This is a genomic window from Luteimonas padinae, assembly GCF_014652935.1.
In the GTDB taxonomy this organism is placed as follows: domain Bacteria; phylum Pseudomonadota; class Gammaproteobacteria; order Xanthomonadales; family Xanthomonadaceae; genus Luteimonas; species Luteimonas padinae.
In genome coordinates this window covers 161,420-179,855 of the sequence record NZ_BMZT01000007.1, presented here as the reverse complement: position 1 = coordinate 179,855, position 18,436 = coordinate 161,420, and the positions used below count along the sequence as shown (strand labels likewise).

The following is an 18,436-nucleotide window of genomic DNA, read 5'->3' as shown; positions in this document are numbered from 1 at the left end:
GACAGCATCGGCCGCTTGGCGCAGACTGGCCGCCGTTTTTCCGCAGGCCGCCACGCCGCTTCGAATGGACCGGATCCTCGTCCTCCACGGCCCCAACCTCAACCTGCTCGGCAGCCGCGAGCCGGAGATCTACGGCCGCGACACCCTGGCCTCGATCGACGCCGCGCTGCGCGCACGGACCGAGGCCGCGGGCCTGGCCTTCGAACGCCTGCAGTCCAATGCCGAACACGTCCTGGTCGAGCGGATCCAGGCCGCGGCCGGCGACGGCACCCGCTTCATCCTGTTCAACCCGGCCGCATTCACCCACACCTCGGTGGCCCTGCGCGACGCCCTGGCCGCGGTCGCGATTCCCTTCATCGAGGTGCACCTGTCCAACCCGCACGCCCGCGAACCCTTCCGCCAGCAGAGCTACTTCAGCGACCTGGCCGTCGGCATCGTCGCGGGCTTCGGCGCCACCAGCTATTCGCTTGCCCTGGACGCCGCCCTGGCCCGCCTCGCGCCGGCGTCCTGACCCCACCCCGTTTCCCTCGCCGGCGCGCGCGCCCGGCACTACCCGAGAGGCCCGCATGGACCTGAGAAAAATCAAGAAGCTGATCGACCTGCTCGAGGACTCCAACCTCGCCGAGATCGAGATCAAGGAAGGCGAGGAGTCCGTCCGCTTGGCGCGCACGCCGCGCGGTGCGTTCGTCCCCGCGCAGCCGGCGCCGCAGTACGCGGCCGCTGCCGAGCCGGTCATGCCGATGCAGTCCCCGGTGCAGGCCGCCACCGGCGGTGCGCGCCCGGCGGAGCCGACCGGCCCCGCGCTGCCCGACGGCCACGTCGTGCGCTCGCCGATGGTGGGCACGTTCTATGCCTCGCCGGCGCCGGACAAGCCGCCTTTCGTCACCGTGGGTCAGGCCGTCAACGCCGGCGACACGCTGGCCATCGTCGAGGCCATGAAGATGTTCAACCCGATCGAGGCCGACGTCGGCGGCACCGTGCTGGCGATCGTCGGCGAGAGCGGACAGCCGGTCGAGTTCGACCAGCCGCTGTTCGTGATCGGCTGAGGCGGCGGCGATGCTGGACAAGGTCGTCATCGCCAACCGCGGCGAGATCGCGCTGCGCATCCTGCGCGCCTGCCACGCGCTGGGCATCCGCACGGTGGCCGTGCACTCCACGGTCGACCGCAACCTCAAGCACGTGGCCATGGCCGACGAGTCGGTGTGCATCGGCCCTGCGCCGTCGCCGCAGAGCTACCTCGACATGGCCAGCATCATCGCCGCCGCCGAGGTCACCGACGCCCAGGCGATCCACCCCGGCTACGGCTTCCTGGCCGAGAACGCCGACTTCGCCGAGCGCGTCGAGCAGTCGGGCTTCGTCTTCATCGGCCCCAAGGCCGACACCATCCGCATGATGGGCGACAAGGTCGAGGCGATCCGCGCGATGAAGGAGGCCGGCGTGCCCTGCGTGCCCGGCTCCGGCGGCCCGCTGGGCGACGACCCGGCCGAGAACGTGCGCATCGCGCGCGAGATCGGCTATCCCGTCATCGTGAAGGCCTCCGGCGGCGGCGGCGGCCGCGGCATGCGCGTGGTCCAGACCGAGGCCGCGCTGGTGAACGCCATCGCGACCACCAAGCAGGAGGCCAAGGCGGCCTTCGGCAACGACATGGTCTACATGGAGAAGTTCCTGGAGAACCCGCGCCACGTGGAGATCCAGGTGCTGGCCGACGGCCAGGGCCACGCCATCCACCTGGGCGAGCGCGACTGCTCGATGCAGCGCCGCCACCAGAAGGTGGTCGAGGAGGCCCCGGCACCGGGCATCACCCCGGAGATGCGCGAGGAGATCGGCCGGGTGTGCGTCGAGGCCTGCCTGCGCATCGGCTACCGCGGCGCCGGCACCTTCGAGTTCCTGTTCGAGGACGGCCGCTTCTACTTCATCGAGATGAACACCCGCATCCAGGTCGAGCACCCGGTCACCGAGATGGTCACCGGCATCGACCTGATACGCGAGCAGCTGATGATCGCCGCCGGGCGCCCGCTGTCGATCCGGCAGGAGGACGTGGTGCTGCGCGGCCATGCGATCGAGTGCCGCATCAACGCCGAGGACCCGGACAGCTTCCTGCCCTGCCCCGGCCGCATCCAGCACTTCCACGCCCCGGGCGGGCCGGGCGTGCGCGTGGACAGCCATGTCTACGAGGGCTACACGGTGCCGGCCAACTACGACTCGATGATCGGCAAGCTGATCGTCCACGGCGCCGACCGCGAACAGGCGATCTGCCGCATGCGGGTGGCCCTGAGCGAGATGGTGATCGACGGCATCCGCACCAACATCCCGCTGCAGCAGCGCATCCTTGCCGACACCGGCTTCGAGGAAGGCGGGCGCAACATCCACTACCTGGAGAAGCGCCTGGCCGAACGCAGGGAGAAATCGCTCTCGCTCCTCTGACGGGCCTGCCGCCCGCTCCCGTCGGCGGCGACCATGCGGCAACGCACCATGGTCGCCGCCCGGCACTCGCATATGCTCGGGACTCGCCGGGCACGGGGGCCGGCACCAACGACCATGGGAGAGAGGATCGATGCGTTATCGCAGGAACAGGCTCGCGACCGTCGTAGTGGGCGGCCTTCTCGTCACGGCTGCGGCCGGGATCAGCTTCGCACAGCCGCGCACCGCGGCACCGGCGCCCAAGGGCGCGGCCGCGGCCGGCGCCGAACGGCCATGGAGCGCCGGCGGCGGCGACATCGGCATCCGCTGGAACCGTGACCTCGCCGGCGACCTCGGCATGCGCATCGCACCCGGCTCGGTCCACGGCCAGCGCGCCTCCGACGGCTCGGAGCGCTTCTCGCTCCAGGACGGCCGGCGGCTGCAGTTCCTGGTGACCAACGGCTACGCCCGCGAAATGGCTGGCGGCGCGCTGCAGGCCCGCGGCGGCTACGTGATCGGGCTCAAGGACGGCAGCATCGACCTCGACGGCTTCCGCATGGTGCCGCGCGCCGTGAAGCCCGGCATGGAGCCCGAGTTCGACCTCGTCGACGCGCAGGGCGTGGCCTGGTTCCATGTCGACCACGTCATGCACGAGCTGCTCGACGATCCGCCGTCGCTGACCATCGGCTCCTCCGACATCCGCATCAGCGAACGCCTGGCGCGGCGCCTGGGCGCGCCGCACGCGGCCGGCATGGCGATCGCCGAGCTGCAGCTCGACGCACCGGTGCAGGTGCGCGGCAGCGGCGACCTGCAGCCGCAGGCCAACCAGATCACCTGGCATGGAGACCCGGCGCCCAACGGCGGCACCTACGAGAACGACATCTTCATGCTGAGCACGTTCACGCAGTTCTCGCGCTGCCAGGGCTGCACGGGCAACAGCGGCAGCGGCACGATGGTGATCACGCCGTCGGCCACGCTGAAGAACAACGTCAACGAGGGCAGCATCAACGCCACCGTGCCCGGCGACCCGCTCGGCACCAGCACGGCGATGTGGACGGCCAGCATCCCGTGGTACCAGAAGTTCACCTCGCCCTCGCCGCCGTACAACAACGACCAGCACCCGTACCTGATCTGGAACATGTACCGGACCAATCCGGACGGCAGCCTCGAGCAGATCGGGCGCTCCGGCGTGAAGCACGCCTACCTGACCACCAACGGCAGCTGCCTGGACAGCGGCGACCACCACGGCCATGCGCTGGGCCGCGGCTGCACCGACACCTACTCCGTCGGCAACAACGACTACACCCAGGGCATGACCTCGCGCGACGAGATCCTGCCGGCCGCCGGCCTGTGGGGCCGCTGCGGCTCGGTGTTCGACCCCAACTGCGACGGCGTGATGAACAACTCGCCCGGCGACAGCTACACCTACCGCATGCTGGTGAACGAGTCCCAGGTCTCGCCGACCGCCAATCCCGGCGCCACCTTCCTGTTCGAGTCCTGGTACCTGGCCCGCTACGACATCAACATCTACAACTCGATGTCGACCCGGGTGACGACGCCGGGCTGGACCGGCAGCACCTGGAACATCGCCTCCAGCGCCGAGCGCCTGGGCTCGGCCATCGACCGCTGGTTCGGCGCCGCGCCCGTGCCGTTCAACCCGCGCAACCCGCACATGAACCCGGACAAGGAGCGCCGGAAGATCAGCGAACTGGTGGCCGGTGATGCCCGCGCCAAGCTGGCGGTGAAGGCCAAGCGCCTGCGCACCGGCGGCTGGGAGTACCACTACGCGCTGATGAACTTCGAGTTCGCGTTCGCGGAGACCGAAGGCAACACGCCCAACCTGCGGATCACGTCCACGCAGGGCTTCGACGCCTTCGCGCTGGAGACCGGATCGGGCGCCAGCATCACCTCGACCCGGGTCCGCGACGGCGACCTCGACGCCGGCAACGACTGGGACTTCACGGTCGGCGCGGACAGCGTCGAGTGGGCGGCCGGCAGCAGCGGCCGTTCGCTGGGCTGGGGCGAGCTGTACTCGTTCACGGTGCACTCCACGAAGGCGCCGGTGGCGGGCACTGCGGTGCTCCGCGCCGACGGTGCCGGCCGTGGCGCCGCCTACGAGGTGGCCACGCTGGTCCCGGGCCTCTGATCCAACCCGCCGGCCCGGGACATCCCGGGCCGGCTCCGAGCGGGGCCGGTACCATGCAGGCCTGTTTCCGACCGGCCCCACGCGCGATGCCCTTCCTCGAACTCACCCTGCACTGCAGCGAATCCGAGCAGCCCCGCTACGAGAACGCCCTCGACGACGTCGGCGCGCTGGCGGTGACCATGCTCGACGCGGACGCCGGCACCCGCAACGAGGACGCGATTCTGGAGCCCGGCGTGGGCGAGACCCCGCTCTGGGCCTCTATCACCCTGAGCGCGCTGTTCGCGCACGACGCCGACGCCCTGCTGCTGCTCGCCGCGCTGGAAGGCTTCGACCCTGGCCTGGACTGGGGCCGCGTGTCCTTCCGCAACGTCGAGGACCAGGACTGGGAGCGGGCGTGGATGGACCAGTACGTGCCGCTGCGCTTCGGCGAGCGCACCTGGATCGTGCCTTGGAACCGCGAACTCCCCGACGAGGCCGGTGCCGGCGCCGCCGTTGTCCGCCTCGATCCGGGACTGGCCTTCGGTTCGGGCACCCATCCGACCACCGCGCTGTGCCTGCGCTGGCTCGATGGCCTGGCCGGGGAAGGCCTGCTCGACGGCGCACGCATGCTCGACTTCGGCTGCGGCAGCGGCATCCTCGCGCTGGCGGCGCTGAAGCTGGGCGCCGCCCATGCGACCGGCATCGACAACGACCCGCAGGCGCTGCAGGCCACCGCCGACAACGCGGAGCGCAACGGCGTCGCCGACCGCCTGGCCGTGCACGCGCCCGACGACGCCCCCGCAGGCACCTGGCCGGTGGTGGTCGCCAACATCCTGGCCTCGGCGCTCGACGCGCTGGCGGACACGATCGCCGCGCGCGTGGCGCCCGGCGGGCGGCTGGCGCTGTCGGGCATCCTCGACGGCCAGCAGCCGCCGCTGCTGGCGCGCTACGGCGCGTGGTTCGACCAGCTCCGGGTCGAGGTCGAGGGTGACTGGGTTCGCATTGACGGCATCCGGCGCGGCTGACGGCTGCCGGGCTGGCGTGGCGCGTGCTTGAATAGCCGCCATGTTCGTCAACTGCCCGTTCTGCCGGGGACTGGTCGCCACCGATCCCGTCACCGACCGGCCGCCGGAGCGCTGCCCGCGCTGCGCCGCGGTGCTGCACGACATGCCGGACGCGGCGCCCGCGCCCGTCGACGATGCCCGCAGCGGCGTGGCGGCGGCCATGGCCGAGGCCTTCGGCAACCTCGATGACGCGACCGAGGGCGGCGGCGCGGCGGACCCGGCCAGAGACCGCGCGGCGCAGCCGGCCATGTCCATCGCCAACCTCCTGCAGGACGCTGCGGAGCCGGCCAGCGGCGGGGAACCGGCGCGTGTTCCGGCCCCGGCCCCGGCCCCGGAAGGGCGCGCTCCGTCGGCCGGCACGGGCGGACTCGCTCCAATCGACGTCGAGCACGCCGCCCCCGCCCAGCCGGACGCCGTCAACGCCATGCCTGCGTCTGCGTCTGCGTCTGCGTCTGCGTCTGCGTCTGCGTCTGCGTCTGCGTCTGCGTCAGATGATGCACCCGCACCCGCACCCGCACCCGCACCCGCACCGGCACCGGCACCGGCACCTGCACCTGCACCTGCACCTGCACTCGCAGCCTCGGCCACAGCCGCAGCCGCGACCGAACCGCCACGTTCCGCCCCGCCACCGGCACCGCGTCCGCGCCGCGCCACGCCGAGCTTCGCGCGCACCCGCGTCGCGTCGGCGCCGGACGCCCCCGCGGGCCGACGCTGGCTGCTGCCGGCGGCCATCGCCGGGCTCGCGCTGCTGCTCGGCCTGCAGTGGCTGCTGGCCGACCGCGCGCGCCTGGCCGCCAATCCCGCCTGGCGCCCGGTGGTCGCCGGCGCCTGCAGCCTGCTGCGCTGCAGCCTGCCGCCATGGCGCGAACCCTCCGCCTTCGTGCTGCTCGAGCGCGACGTGCGCCCGCATCCCGGCACCGCGGGCGCGCTGCGCATCACCGCGAGCTTCCGCAACGACGCCGCCTGGGCCCAGGCCTGGCCCGACGTGGTGCTGACGCTGTCGGACATCGACGGCCGGCCGCTGGGCGCGCGCGCATTCCGCCCCGCCGAATACCTGGGCGCCGAGCCGCCGTCCGCGCTGCTCGACAGCGGCGCGGGCGCGGTGATCCGCATGGACGTGCTCGAGCCCGGCCCCGGCGCCGTCGGATTCGCCTTCGATTTCCGCTGACGCGCAATGGCAGCGATGCGGTGGGCGCGCTAGACTCGATACCCGTCGCGCGCGAGGCGCGAGCAGGTCCAGGGGTCCGATTGAACGCCGCCGACAGCAACGAGCCGCAGCCGCGCGGCACGCATCGGGCGCCGCTGCGCGAGCACGTGGCCACCGCCGTGCGCCGCTACATCCGCGACCTCGACGGCTGCGACGCCGAGAACCTGTACGGGATCGCGCTGCGCGAGCTGGAGATCCCGCTGTTCGTGGAAGTGCTCAACCACTGCGAGGGCAACCAGAGCCGCGCCGCGACCATGCTCGGCATCCACCGCGCCACCCTGCGCCGCAAGCTGCGCGATTACGGGATCGTCTGAGCCCTGCGCGGCCGGTCCCGGCGGGGCGCGGCCGTATAATCACGGGGTCTCCCGCTGCCTCCCCACGCAATGACCACCGATCGCCTGCCCCTGCGCCGGGCCCTGCTGTCCGTGTCCGACAAGACCGGGCTGGTTGAACTCGCCCAGGCCCTCGCGGCGCGCGGCGTCGAACTCCTGTCCACCGGCGGCACCGCCCGTGCCCTGCGCGAGGCCGGCCTGGCCGTGCGCGACGTGTCGGAGGCGACCGGCTTCCCGGAAATGATGGACGGCCGGGTCAAGACCCTGCATCCGGTTGTGCATGGCGGCCTGCTCGGCCGTGCCGGCATCGACGAGGCGGTGATGGCCGAGCACGGCATCGACGCCATCGACCTGCTGGTGCTGAACCTCTACCCCTTCGAGTCGGTGACCGCGAAGGCGGACTGCACGCTGGCGGATGCGGTCGAGAACATCGACATCGGCGGCCCGGCGATGCTGCGCTCGGCGGCGAAGAACTTCGCGCGCGTGGCGGTGGCGACCGACCCGGCGCAGTACGCCGGCATCGTCGAAGAGCTTGAAGCGAACGAGGGCACGCTGTCGGCGAAGACCCGCTTCGCGCTCTCGGTGGCCGCGTTCAACCGCGTGGCCCAGTACGACGCGGCCATCGGCAACTATCTGTCGGCCATCACCGACGCGACGGCTGAGGTGCCGGCGCGCGCCGAGTTCCCGGCGCAGATGAGCACCACCTTCGTGAAGGTGATGGACCTGCGCTACGGCGAGAATCCGCACCAGTCTGGCGCCTTCTACCGCGACCTGTATCCGGTGCCCGGGACGCTGGCGACCTTCACCCAGCTGCAGGGCAAGGAACTGAGCTACAACAACCTCGCCGATGCCGACGCGGCCTGGGAATGCGTGCGCCAGTTCGACGCGCCGGCCTGCGTGATCGTCAAGCACGCCAATCCCTGCGGCGTGGCCACCGCGGCCGGCTGCGGCGAGGCCTACGAACGCGCCTACGCCACCGACCCGACCTCGGCCTTCGGCGGCATCCTCGCGTTCAACACCACGCTCGACGCGGCCACCGCGAAGGCGATCCTCGACCGCCAGTTCGTCGAAGTGCTGATCGCGCCGGACTACGAGCCCGCGTCGCTGGACTACTGCGCGAAGAAGGCCAACGTGCGCGTGCTGCGCATCCCGCACGGCGACGGCATGAACAACTACGACAGCAAGCGCATCGGCTCGGGACTGCTGCTGCAGTCGTCCGACAACCGCGGCATGAGCGTGGGCGAGCTGAAGCAGGTGTCGAAGCGCGCGCCGAGCGAGGCCGAGCTGCGCGACCTGCTGTTCGCCTGGCGGGTGGCGAAGTTCGTCAAGTCCAACGCCATCGTGTATGCGAAGGACGAAGCGACCATCGGCGTCGGTGCGGGGCAGATGAGCCGCGTCTATTCCGCGCGCATCGCCGGCATCAAGGCCAGCGACGCGGGGCTGGTGGTGCCGGGTTCGGTGATGGCGTCGGACGCCTTCTTCCCCTTCCGCGACGGCCTGGACGCGGCCGGCGAGGCCGGCATCCGCGCGGTGATCCAGCCCGGCGGCTCGATGCGCGACGCCGAGGTGATCGCGGCGGCCGACGAGCACGACATCGCGATGGTGTTCACCGGCGTTCGCCACTTCCGGCATTGATTCCCGGCTGTGCCGGGCATCAATCCCAAAGTTCGCTGCGCGAACTTCGGGCCCCGCCCTGCGCTGCCACACCCCCATTCGCGCCTTCGGCGCGAATCGCCCCCTGACTCAGGGGGCTATGCTCTTCCGACGATCCGATATGGCAGGTTGACAGGTCATGAAAGTGCTTGTGATTGGTTCCGGGGGACGCGAGCACGCGCTGGCGTGGAAGCTGGCGCAGTCGCCGCGCGTGGACGAGGTGCTGGTGGCGCCGGGCAATGCCGGCACCGCGCGGGAGGCAGGCTGCCGCAACGTCGCGGTGGCGGCCGCCGACATCGACGCGCTGGTCGCCCTGGCCCGCGACGAGGGCGTGGACTTCACCGTGGTCGGCCCCGAAGGCCCGCTGGTGGCCGGCGTGGTCGACCGCTTCCAGGCCGAAGGCCTGCGCATCTTCGGGCCCAATGCCGCGGCCGCGCAGCTGGAAGGCAGCAAGGCCTTCGCCAAGGACTTCCTCGCCCGCCACGGCATCCCGACCGCGCATTACGCGGTGTTCACCGAGATCGATGCCGCGCTCGCGCACCTGCGCGCAAAGGGCGCGCCGATCGTGGTCAAGGCCGACGGCCTGGCCGCGGGCAAGGGCGTGATCGTGGCGGCGACGCTGGACGAAGCGGAAGCCGCGGTGCGCGATATGCTCGGTGGCAACGCCTTCGGCGAGGCCGGCGCACGCGTGGTGATCGAGGAGTTCCTCGACGGCGAGGAAGCCAGCTTCATCGCCATGGTCGACGGCCGCACCGCGCTGCCGATGGCCACCAGCCAGGACCACAAGCGCGTCGGCGACGGCGACACCGGTCCCAACACCGGCGGCATGGGCGCGTACTCGCCGGCGCCCGTGGTCACGCCCGCGGTGCACGCGCGGATCATGCACGAGGTGATCGAGCCCACCGTAGCCGGGATGGCCGCCGACGGCGCGCCGTTCACCGGTTTCCTCTATGCCGGGCTCATGATCGGCGCCGACGGCGCGCCGAAGGTGATCGAGTTCAACGTGCGCTTCGGCGATCCCGAGACGCAGCCGATCATGATGCGCCTGCGCTCGGACTTCGCGACGCTGGTCGAGGCCGGCATCGACGGTACGCTGGACGCCGCCGAGGCCGCCTGGGATTCCCGCCCGGCGCTGGGCGTGGTGATGGCGGCGGAAGGCTATCCGGCGACGCCGCGCATCGGCGACGCGATCAACAGCATGGACGTGCCCGACCTCGCGGACACGAAGGTCTTCCACGCCGGCACCCGCATCGAGGGCGAGCACGCTGTCACCGCCGGCGGCCGCGTCCTGTGCGTCTGCGCGCTGGGGGACAGCGTGGCCGGGGCACAGCAGCGGGCCTATGCCGCGGTCGCGGGCATTTCCTGGCCGGGCGAGTTCCACCGCCACGACATCGGCTGGCGCGCGATCGCGCGCGAGCGCGGCTGACGCCGGCGTCAGCCGCGGCGCTCAGAGCAGCTGCGGGAGGTCGGGCAGCTCGTTCTCGTCCTGGTCCCCGGGGGCCTGCGGGAAGTGGCGCGCCAGCAGGTCGGAGACCGCCTCGACGCCGGCCACCGCGGCGCCTTCCGGATCACCCGCGCGCAGGTGCGCCTCCATCAGCTGGCAGACCGCCGCCCACGCCGGATCGCCCACCCGCCCATCCAGGCCACGATCGGCGACGATCTCGATGCAGTGGTCGGCCAGCAGCAAGTAGACCAGCACGCCGTTGTTGGCATGGGTGTCCCACACGCCCAGTTCGGCGAAGACCTCGCGCGCGCGCTGGCGCACATCCAGGCCGCGCAGCGCGCGCCACGCCGGCAGCGCCGGCTCCACCGCGAAGCAGACTTCGCCGCGATGGCGCCGTTCGCCGGCGGCCACCGCGCCGGCAATGCGCTGGAGTCGATCGGCCGGGAACAGACCGCTGGCCGACGGAGCGAAGAGATGCCGCAGCAGCCGCACGACGCCCGCCATCACCAGCTCCCCGAGGCGCCGCCGCCTCCGCTCATGCCGCCACCGCCGGACCAGCCGCCGCCACCGAAGCCGCCGCCTCCGCCGCCGAAGCCGCCGCCACCCCATCCGCCGCCTCCGAATCCGCCCCAGCCTCCGTGGCGGACGTAGCGGCCGCCGGGTGCCTTCGCCAGCCCGTAGAGGAAGCCCAGCACCGCGGCGACACCACCCAGACCGAGCGCAGCCGAGACCAGCCACGCGGCTCCGCCCGCGGCACCCCCGGTGGGAGGCCTCGCAGCGCGCCCGGTGCACGCCCGAACATCCCGCGCACGATGGTGGCGACCACGAAGGCGGCGAACAGGGCGCCCAGCCAGTCACCACGGCCGCCGGCCGGCTCGGCGGCGCGATGGCTGGCGATCGGCTCGGGCAGGGGCTCGCCGTCGATCAGGCGCACCAGCACAGCCGTGGCATCCACCAGGCCGCCGCCGTAGTCGCCGGCACGGAACTTCGGCGCCATGTATTCCTGGATGATGCGCCCGGCGGTGATGTCGGGGATCGCACCCTCGAGCCCGTAGCCGGGCTGGATGCGCACGCGCCGGTCGTCGCGGGCGACCAGCACGAGGACCGCGTCATCGACCCCCTCGCGTCCGATCCGCCAGGCGTCGAAGACGCGCTGCGCGTACTGCTCGATGGATTCCGGCTGCGTGCTGGCGACGATCAGCACCTGCAGCTGGCTGCCCTTCCGGCGCTGCAGGTCCAGCGCCTGCCGTTCGAGCTGCGCGCGCTGCGTGGGTTCGAGGGTGCCGGTGGTATCGACCACCGGCGAATCCAGCGCGGGAATCGCGGCCAGCGGCTGCTGCGCCCACGCATGGGCGCAGGCCAGGCAGGCGAAGGCGGCCGCGAGCAGAAGCGCCCGCCATCGGCGGCCCCGGAGGCTGACGCGGGCAAGCATCACCGCCGGTCGTCAGCCTGCCGGCTGCGGCTGCGGCTGCGGCTGCGGCGGCTGCGTGCCGGCGGCCCCCTGCGCGCCGAAGTCGACCGCCGGCGCCTCCTGGATGGCGCGCTCGTTCTCGACGGTGAAGTTCGGCCGCGGCCCGTAGCCGAACATCTTTGCCACCAGGTTCTGCGGGAACGAGCGGACGTAGGTGTTGTAGTCCTGCACCAGCTGGATGTAGCGGCCGCGCGCGACGGCGATCCGGTTCTCGGTGCCCTCGAGCTGGGTCTGCAGGTCGAGGAACGCGCGATCGGCCTTGAGGTCGGGGTAGTTCTCGACCACCACCATCAGCCGCGACAGCGCGCTCGACAGCTCGCCCTGCGCCTGCTGGAACTGCGCGAGCGAGGCGGGATCGCCGGCATCGACTTCCATCGAGCCGACCTTCGCGCGGGCCTCGGTCACCGCGGTCAGCACCTGCTGCTCGTGCGCCGCGTAGCCCTTGACCGTGTTGACGAGGTTGGGAACCAGGTCGGCGCGGCGCTTGTACTGGTTGAGCACTTCCGCCCAGCCGGCGTTGACGGCTTCGTCCTTCTGCTGGATCTGGTTGTAGCCGCAGCCGCTGAGCATCGCGGCCAGCACGAGCAGGATGAGGGTGCGCATGAAGGGCTCCGGCGGGTGGAAGGGCGCATTCCAGCACCGGCCGCCGCAAGACGCAATGAAGGCAGCCGGGCATGCGCGGGCCTGGCCACGGTCGTCTGCTAGGCTCCCCACCCATCCACGGGGACCGGCATGGCGTACTCACAGTTCCAGCTGCTGCGCGAGCGGCGTTTCCTGCCCTACTTCGCCGTGCAGGCGCTGGGCGCCTTCAACGACAACGTCTACCGCCAGGCCATCATCGGGCTGCTGTTCTACCTGGGCGTCGACAGCGGACAGCGCACGCTCTATACGAACCTCGCGCCGGCGCTGTTCATCCTGCCCTACTTCCTGTTCTCGGCGATCGCGGGGCAGTTCGCGGAGAAGCTGGAGAAGCAGCGCCTGATCGTGATCACCACGACGATGGAGATCGGGATCATGACGCTGGCAGCGATCGGCTTCCTCACCGCGAGCATGCCGCTGCTGCTGGTGGCGCTGTTCGCGACCGGCATGCAGTCGACGCTGTTCGGGCCGGTGAAATATTCGATCCTGCCGGCGGTGCTCAAGCCGGAGGAACTCACCGGCGGCAACGGCCTGGTGGAGATGGGCACGTCGCTCTCGATCCTGGCCGGAATGATCTATGGCGGGCTGGTGTTCCAGGTCGCCGGCACCTGGGGTCCGGAGGCCGCGGCGGCCTCGGTGGTGGCGCTGGCGGTCGCCGGCAATCTGGTCGCGCGCATGATCCCGCGCGTCGACGCCGGCGCGCCGGAGCTGGAGGTCAACTGGAACCCGGTGCCGGAGTCGATCCGCATCTGGAAGCTCACCCGGCGCACGCCGGCGGTGCGCAATGCGATCCTGGGCGTGTCCTGGTTCTGGTTCGTGGGCACGGTGCTGACCGCGCAGCTGCCGAACTACGCGGAGCTGCACCTGGGCGCGGCGGAGCGCTCGACCAGCCTCTACATCTTCGGGCTGGCGCTGTTCTCGGTCGGGGTCGGCGTGGGCTCGCTGCTGTGCGAGAAGCTGTCCGCGCGCACGGTCGAGATCGGCCTGGTGCCGCTGGGCGCGCTCGGCATCAGCGCCTTCATGCTCGACCTGTACTTCGCACGCAGCGGGCTGGCACCGCAGACCGGGCTGGACATCGCCGGCTTCCTCGCAGGCGAGCATGGCTGGCGCATCGCCATCGACCTCACCGGCATCGGTTTCTCCTGCGGGCTGTTCATCGTGCCGCTGTTCGCGCTGATCCAGAGCCGCACGCCGAAGCAGGAGATGGCGCGCGTGTTCGCCGGCCTCAACATCCAGAACTCGGCCTTCATCGTCGCCGCGGCGGTGACCGGGCTGGCGCTGCAGCAGGTGTTCGGCTGGAGCATCCCGCAGGTCTTCCTGGGGCTGGCGATCGCCAACCTGCTGGTCACGACCTGGATCTTCACCATCGTGCCCGAGTTCGCGATGCGCTTCGTCAGCTGGCTGCTGGTGCGCACGCTGTATCGGCTGGAGCTGCACGGCATCGAGCGCCATGTGCCCGACGAGGGCCCGGCGCTGCTGGTCTGCAACCACGTCAGTTACATGGACGCGCTGGTGCTGGCGGCCAGCGTGCCGCGGCCGATCCGCTTCGTCATGTACTACCGGATCTTCCAGATCCCGGTGATGAGCTGGATCTTCCGCGCCGCCGGCGCGATCCCGATCGCCAGCCCGAAAGAGGACGCGGCGATGATGCAGCGCGCCTTCGACAGCATCGATGCGGCCCTGGCCGACGGCGAGCTGGTGCTGATCTTCCCCGAGGGCCGGCTCACGCCCGACGGCGACATCCAGGCCTTCAGGTCGGGCGTGGAGCGCATCGTCGAGCGCCGCCCGGTGCCGGTGGTGCCGATGGCCCTGCGCAACATGTGGAGCAGCATGTGGAGCCGCCGAGGCACCGCGGCCCCGGGCGGGCGCCTGGCGCGGATGCGCGTGCCGCGCCGCTTCCGCGCGCCGGTGGCGGTGATGGCCGAGGCACCCGTGCCGGGCCGCGACGCCACCGCCGCGATGCTGGAAGCCCGCGTCCGTGCCCTGCGCGGCGAGCACGCCTGAGCACCGCGCACTGCCGCGTCCGTCCGCGCCCGTCTGCCTCTGTGGGAGCAGCTACAGCTGCGACCACGAGGGTGTGATGCAGCGCGCGTCGCAGCTTTAGCTGCTCCTACATGAGCGGATGGCGGCCTGGAAGCCGACTCAGTTGACCCAGCCGGCCACCACGAACAGCGCCAGCACCGCCAGCCACGCCAGCAGCACGCGCCAGACCAGCGACATGGCGTCGCGCATGGCCTGCACCAGCGGCGCGCCGAGGGCCTCGGTGGCCGGTCCGGCGCCCGCCGGCACCGCGCCGGCATCCCCGGACACGCTGCCGAAGCCAGCCATCGCCGCGGCAGCGGCGGCGTCGCCCACGGCGCCCGCCGGCTGCGCGGCGTCGGCGGCATCTGTGGCCTCGGCGGCATGGGCGCCGAAATCCCCGGCCTCCTCGTCCAGCTCCCAGCGCACGCTCGCGCGCCCGACCGCGGCCAGCATGTCGGCGCCGGACCGCAGCGCGGCGCCACCGGCGCCCTTCCAGGCCGACACCACCACGTCGAAGTTGCCCACCAGCGCCAGCGACAACGCCATCAGCCGCGCCACCGGCCAGTCCAGCACCGCCAGCAGCCGGCGCCCGCCCTCGAGCGTGCCCTCGGGCAGGTGCAGCGCCGGTTCGTCTTCAGCCGCGAACGCCACCAGGCGGTACAGCAGGGCGCCGACCGCGCCCAGCACCACGAACCAGAACAGCACGCCGAACCAGCGCCGCAGCGCGGCGACGAAGACACGGCCGACCTCGTCGCGGGCCTGGCCGGCACCGGCCGCGGCCGCCGGGCGCAGCCGCGCCAGGGCTTCGCCGCGGGCGGCGGCGTCCGGCGCATCGATCACCGCCTGCACGTCGAGATCGAGGTCGCGCGGACCCCAGGCATAGAACACCGCGACCACGCCGAAGGCCAGCGCCGGCAGCCCGAAGGCGATGCCGTCCAGCAGCCACTGCACCAGGCCGACCGCCAGCACCACCGGCACCAGCGCCAGCGCCAGACCCCAACGGCCGCGCCGGAAGCCGTCGTCGGGAAAGCGCCGGCCGAGCCAGCCGAGCAGCGCCGCGAACCAGCCGTAGTCGCGCAGGCCGGCCGCCAGCGCGGGCGCTACGTGCCCCAGCACCAGGGCCACCACCACCGCGAACAGGGTCGAGAACATGGGGCGATTCTAGCGCCGGCGGGCAGCGGCCACGGCTGCGCTCAGCCGCCGGCGTGCCAGCGCTCGATCAGCCAGCGCGAGATCGAGATCGACGGCGACAGCAGCAGGCCGTCGGGACCGCTCTCGCCGCGAAGCGCCGCCCCGACCTCGTCGCGACCGAACCAGCGCGCGTCCTCGAGCTCGTCGCTGGGGCAGTGCGGCACGTCGGCGTCGGCATCGGCCTCGAAACCGAGCATCAGCGAGGACGGGAACGGCCAGGGCTGGGATCCCAGGTAGCGGCAGGCACGCACGCGCACCGAGGACTCCTCGAAAACCTCGCGCACCACGGTCTGCTCCAGCGATTCGCCCGGCTCGACGAAGCCCGCCAGCACCGAATAGCGCCGCGGCGGCCAGCCCGCGCTGCGCCCCAGCAGGAGGCGCTCGCCGTCGCTGACCGCCACGATCACGGCCGGGTCGGTGCGCGGGTAGTGCTCCAGCCTGCAGGCCTCGCACCAGCCCAGCCAGCCCGCGCGGCGGTAGGCCAGCGGGCCGCCGCAGGCGCCGCAGTACCGGTGCCGCGAGCGCCAGTGCAGCACCGCGCGCGCCTGGGCGAACGCGGTGGCCTCGAAGTCTGGCCAGGTGGCGGCGGCGCTGCGCAGATCGATGCGCGGCGGCGCCAGGGCAACGTCGTCGCCGGTGTCGTCGTCGGTCCCGGCCATCACCGCGGCTTCATCGGCGCCGGTCACCGACCCGCGCCCGGAGTCCGCGGCGATCGCCTCCTCGCGCACCGCGAACCAGCCCTCCTCCCCGCGCAGGCCCAGGAACAGGGCATCGTCCGGCCGATCGCCCAGCTCCGCCGCAGCCGGCGCCAGCAGATCTCCGTCGGCCGTGGCCCAGGCACGGCCCTCGGCATCGAGCACCAGCACGCGCCCGCCGGCCCACAGCCGCTCGAGCGCCGCGGCGTCGTCGCGCAGGTTCTCGGCGCGGTCCAGCGCCGCTTCGACAAAGGCGTACGGCGCCGCGCGCCGCGGACTCATGTGGTGAAGCTGCTGCCGCAGCCGCAGGTCGACTTCGCGTTCGGGTTGCGGATGGTGAACTGCGCGCCGTGCAGGCTTTCGACGTAGTCGACCGAGGCGCCCATCAGGTACTGCAGGCTGAGCGGATCGACCAGCAGCGTGACGCCGTCGGTCGCGACCGCGAGGTCGTCCTCGCCCTGCTCCTCGTCGAACTCGAAGCCGTACTGGAAGCCGGAGCAGCCGCCGCCCTGGATGTAGACGCGCAACTTGAGGGCGTCGTTGCCCTCGTCGGCGATCAGTTCGCGCACCTTGGCGGCCGCCGCGGTGGTGAACTCCAGCGGACGATCCAGGCTCTGGTAGCCCGGCGCGGACAGATCGATGGTCGTGCTCATGCCGGCAAGGATGGAGGGTGCCGGCGCGCGCTTCAAGCGTCGGGGGCGGAACGGGGCGTCGCCGCCGTGGCCTCGGCCCAGGTGAACGACTCCTCCACCGCCTGCCCGCGCGGCGGCGCCAGCGTCACGATCACGCGCAGCGGCTTGAAGCCTTCGGGCAGGATCAGGTCGCCTTCGACCTGCTGGAAGTACTTGAACGAGTATTCGACGCCGGGCGCGTCGCCGCTTTGCCTCAGGTCGGCCCAGGCCAGGCGCTCCAGGCTGCCGTTGCGCGAGCCCTCGACCTCGATGGTCAGCGTGCCGCTGCTCACCGCGGCCCGGTTCAGGGTCTGAGTGAGCGTGGCGGTGAAGTGCCACGCGCCTTCGCCCTGCGACTGCAGGCGCAGGCCGTGCACGGTCAGGCCGCGGCGCTGGCTGGTGCTGCCGACCAGGCGTTCGTAGAAGGCGACGTCGGCGCGCAGCGCGGAAATCTCCTCGTCGCGCTCGGCCAGCATGAGCTGCAGGTCGCGGTTGGCTTCACGGCTGACCTGGTCGGAACGCGTCAGCGTGGCGACGTCCTGGCGCAGGCCGTCGACCTCCTCGCGGAGCGGCCCGTCGCCATCGCCGCCGGCACCGCTGGCGACCGTCCAGGCACCCCAGATGCCGAACAGCAGGCAGCCCGCCAGCACCGCCATCAGCACCAGGTGCGCGCGCGGATGGGGATGTTCGGGAGGCGGCGAATCGGGCATCCCGGCATGTTAACCCCGGAGCCTGAGCGCCGGGACAACGCGCGCGTGCCTATACTCCGCGCCAGTCCAGTCCCCGGAGCGTGGCCATGTCGGAAGCCCACCTCTTCGCCGCGGGCGTGCTGCTGGCCTGGCTGGCGGGCATCCGCGTCTACCTCACCGTCTTCGGCGTCGGCCTGGCCGGCGCCCTGGGCTGGCTGGAACTGCCGGCGGCGCTCGAGGTCACCGCGTCGCCGTGGGTGATCGGCATTTCGGGCGTACTGGCCCTGGTCGAGTTCTTCACCGACAAGATCCCCGGCGTCGATTCCGGCTGGGACCTGCTGCAGACACTTGCGCGGGTGCCGGCGGGCGCCTTCCTCGCCGCAGCCGCGCTGTCGCCCGACGGCGACCTGTCGGCTGGGATGCTGGCGACCGGCGCCGGCGTGGCGCTGGGCAGCCACGCGCTCAAGGCGGCCAGCCGGGTGCTGATCAATGCCTCGCCCGAACCGCTGAGCAACTGGGGGGCGTCGGCCACCGAGGACGTGGCGACCGTCGGACTGCTGGCGCTGGCGCTGGCCAACCCGCTGCTCGCGCTGGGGATCGCACTGGGCCTGAGCCTGCTCCTGGCCCTGGCGCTGTGGTGGGTGTGGCGGCGGCTGTTCAGGCGGCAGCGGCCGGCCGTTCCGGCGCGCTGAGCAGGCTGCCGACGGCATCGCGCGATACCCCCGCGGTTTCTTGTAGGCTTGTCCGTTCGGGGGACGGCGGAGTGCCGGGCTTCCGTATTGGCCCGACGGAGAAGTCCCGCAGTGAGCGCAGCCCCCGGAACACGGACCGCA

The 18,436-nt window shown here is 72.1% G+C and carries 17 protein-coding genes and 1 pseudogene; 11 read left to right on the top strand and 7 right to left on the bottom strand.

The annotated features are described in order from the left end of the window. Positions 1-64: 64 nt before the first annotated feature. From aroQ to purD, 9 genes are all read left to right on the top strand, one after another. Complete coding sequence (aroQ, locus tag IE168_RS09835; RefSeq protein ID WP_189497732.1) at positions 65-511, top strand: type II 3-dehydroquinate dehydratase; 447 nt, start codon at positions 65-67, stop codon at positions 509-511. A gap of 55 nt (positions 512-566) precedes the next feature. Then, positions 567-1,046, top strand: coding sequence for an acetyl-CoA carboxylase biotin carboxyl carrier protein (gene accB, locus IE168_RS09830; protein WP_189497730.1), 480 nt, complete (start codon positions 567-569; stop codon positions 1,044-1,046). A gap of 10 nt (positions 1,047-1,056) precedes the next feature. Then, on the top strand, positions 1,057-2,424 hold the full coding sequence (accC, locus tag IE168_RS09825; protein WP_189497728.1) for an acetyl-CoA carboxylase biotin carboxylase subunit: 1,368 nt from the start codon (positions 1,057-1,059) through the stop codon (positions 2,422-2,424). A gap of 130 nt (positions 2,425-2,554) precedes the next feature. After that, positions 2,555-4,546 carry a hypothetical protein gene (locus IE168_RS09820; RefSeq protein WP_189497726.1) on the top strand — a complete coding sequence of 664 codons (1,992 nt, stop codon included), beginning with the start codon at positions 2,555-2,557 and terminating at the stop codon, positions 4,544-4,546. Between the two features lie 86 nt (positions 4,547-4,632). Then, positions 4,633-5,550, top strand: a complete 918-nt coding sequence (prmA, locus tag IE168_RS09815; protein ID WP_189497725.1) for a 50S ribosomal protein L11 methyltransferase — start codon at positions 4,633-4,635, stop codon at positions 5,548-5,550. Positions 5,551-5,590: 40 nt separating this feature from the next. Beyond that, on the top strand, positions 5,591-6,757 hold the full coding sequence (locus IE168_RS14545; RefSeq protein WP_229823364.1) for a DUF3426 domain-containing protein: 1,167 nt from the start codon (positions 5,591-5,593) through the stop codon (positions 6,755-6,757). A gap of 80 nt (positions 6,758-6,837) precedes the next feature. Continuing rightward, positions 6,838-7,110: a DNA-binding transcriptional regulator Fis gene (gene fis, locus IE168_RS09805; RefSeq protein WP_189497723.1), complete on the top strand. Its 273-nt coding sequence runs from the start codon at positions 6,838-6,840 to the stop codon at positions 7,108-7,110. 69 nt (positions 7,111-7,179) lie between these two features. Further along, entirely contained in the window at positions 7,180-8,763 is a 1,584-nt protein-coding gene (purH, locus tag IE168_RS09800) for a bifunctional phosphoribosylaminoimidazolecarboxamide formyltransferase/IMP cyclohydrolase (RefSeq protein WP_189497721.1), read from the top strand. Between the two features lie 157 nt (positions 8,764-8,920). Beyond that, entirely contained in the window at positions 8,921-10,207 is a 1,287-nt protein-coding gene (gene purD / locus IE168_RS09795) for a phosphoribosylamine--glycine ligase (RefSeq protein WP_189497719.1), read from the top strand. A 21-nt stretch (positions 10,208-10,228) separates the two neighbouring features. On the opposite strand, the gene IE168_RS09790 is transcribed toward purD, so the two are convergent. The 3 genes and pseudogenes from IE168_RS09790 to IE168_RS09780 form a co-directional block, all read right to left on the bottom strand. Next, on the bottom strand, positions 10,229-10,717 hold the full coding sequence (locus tag IE168_RS09790) for a TPM domain-containing protein (RefSeq protein WP_189497845.1): 489 nt from the start codon (positions 10,715-10,717) through the stop codon (positions 10,229-10,231). Positions 10,718-10,728: 11 nt separating this feature from the next. Continuing rightward, positions 10,729-11,657, bottom strand: a pseudogene (locus IE168_RS09785) (TPM domain-containing protein). 12 nt (positions 11,658-11,669) lie between these two features. Then, positions 11,670-12,299, bottom strand: coding sequence for a LemA family protein (locus IE168_RS09780; protein WP_189497717.1), 630 nt, complete (start codon positions 12,297-12,299; stop codon positions 11,670-11,672). Positions 12,300-12,428: 129 nt separating this feature from the next. Between IE168_RS09780 and IE168_RS09775 the strand changes: the two genes are divergently transcribed. Beyond that, complete coding sequence (locus tag IE168_RS09775) at positions 12,429-14,339, top strand: MFS transporter (protein WP_189497715.1); 1,911 nt, start codon at positions 12,429-12,431, stop codon at positions 14,337-14,339. 138 nt (positions 14,340-14,477) lie between these two features. On the opposite strand, the gene IE168_RS09770 is transcribed toward IE168_RS09775, so the two are convergent. Genes IE168_RS09770 through IE168_RS09755 form a run of 4 tightly spaced genes read right to left on the bottom strand, consistent with a single transcriptional unit; the run spans position 14,478 to position 17,624 of the window. Beyond that, complete coding sequence (locus IE168_RS09770; RefSeq protein WP_189497851.1) at positions 14,478-15,509, bottom strand: hypothetical protein; 1,032 nt, start codon at positions 15,507-15,509, stop codon at positions 14,478-14,480. A gap of 41 nt (positions 15,510-15,550) precedes the next feature. Beyond that, positions 15,551-16,525 carry an NAD(+) diphosphatase gene (nudC, locus tag IE168_RS09765; RefSeq protein WP_189497713.1) on the bottom strand — a complete coding sequence of 325 codons (975 nt, stop codon included), beginning with the start codon at positions 16,523-16,525 and terminating at the stop codon, positions 15,551-15,553. Beyond that, a complete protein-coding gene (gene erpA / locus IE168_RS09760; RefSeq protein WP_189497711.1) occupies positions 16,522-16,896 on the bottom strand; it encodes an iron-sulfur cluster insertion protein ErpA in 375 nt (124 codons plus the stop codon). The genes nudC and erpA overlap by 4 nt, the downstream gene beginning before the upstream one ends. Positions 16,897-16,928: 32 nt before the next feature. After that, on the bottom strand, positions 16,929-17,624 hold the full coding sequence (locus tag IE168_RS09755) for a DUF6776 family protein (RefSeq protein ID WP_189497709.1): 696 nt from the start codon (positions 17,622-17,624) through the stop codon (positions 16,929-16,931). 86 nt (positions 17,625-17,710) lie between these two features. On the opposite strand from IE168_RS09755, the gene IE168_RS09750 reads away from it, so the two are divergent. Next, positions 17,711-18,295, top strand: coding sequence for a DUF4126 domain-containing protein (locus tag IE168_RS09750; RefSeq protein WP_189497707.1), 585 nt, complete (start codon positions 17,711-17,713; stop codon positions 18,293-18,295). Positions 18,296-18,436: the final 141 nt, after the last annotated feature.

What these genes read in the sequence shown, in the direction of transcription:
- erpA (WP_189497711.1), bottom strand. Translation starts at nt 16,896, where the DNA reads ATGAGCACGACCATCGATCTGTCCGCGCCGGGCTACCAGAGCCTGGAT.
- IE168_RS14545 (WP_229823364.1), top strand. Translation starts at nt 5,591, where the DNA reads ATGTTCGTCAACTGCCCGTTCTGCCGGGGACTGGTCGCCACCGATCCC.
- IE168_RS09755 (WP_189497709.1), bottom strand. Translation starts at nt 17,624, where the DNA reads ATGCCCGATTCGCCGCCTCCCGAACATCCCCATCCGCGCGCGCACCTG.
- nudC (WP_189497713.1), bottom strand. Translation starts at nt 16,525, where the DNA reads ATGAGTCCGCGGCGCGCGGCGCCGTACGCCTTTGTCGAAGCGGCGCTG.
- IE168_RS09770 (WP_189497851.1), bottom strand. Translation starts at nt 15,509, where the DNA reads ATGTTCTCGACCCTGTTCGCGGTGGTGGTGGCCCTGGTGCTGGGGCAC.
- purH (WP_189497721.1), top strand. Translation starts at nt 7,180, where the DNA reads ATGACCACCGATCGCCTGCCCCTGCGCCGGGCCCTGCTGTCCGTGTCC.
- IE168_RS09750 (WP_189497707.1), top strand. Translation starts at nt 17,711, where the DNA reads ATGTCGGAAGCCCACCTCTTCGCCGCGGGCGTGCTGCTGGCCTGGCTG.
- accC (WP_189497728.1), top strand. Translation starts at nt 1,057, where the DNA reads ATGCTGGACAAGGTCGTCATCGCCAACCGCGGCGAGATCGCGCTGCGC.
- aroQ (WP_189497732.1), top strand. Translation starts at nt 65, where the DNA reads ATGGACCGGATCCTCGTCCTCCACGGCCCCAACCTCAACCTGCTCGGC.
- prmA (WP_189497725.1), top strand. Translation starts at nt 4,633, where the DNA reads ATGCCCTTCCTCGAACTCACCCTGCACTGCAGCGAATCCGAGCAGCCC.
- IE168_RS09820 (WP_189497726.1), top strand. Translation starts at nt 2,555, where the DNA reads ATGCGTTATCGCAGGAACAGGCTCGCGACCGTCGTAGTGGGCGGCCTT.
- accB (WP_189497730.1), top strand. Translation starts at nt 567, where the DNA reads ATGGACCTGAGAAAAATCAAGAAGCTGATCGACCTGCTCGAGGACTCC.
- IE168_RS09780 (WP_189497717.1), bottom strand. Translation starts at nt 12,299, where the DNA reads ATGCGCACCCTCATCCTGCTCGTGCTGGCCGCGATGCTCAGCGGCTGC.
- purD (WP_189497719.1), top strand. Translation starts at nt 8,921, where the DNA reads ATGAAAGTGCTTGTGATTGGTTCCGGGGGACGCGAGCACGCGCTGGCG.
- IE168_RS09775 (WP_189497715.1), top strand. Translation starts at nt 12,429, where the DNA reads ATGGCGTACTCACAGTTCCAGCTGCTGCGCGAGCGGCGTTTCCTGCCC.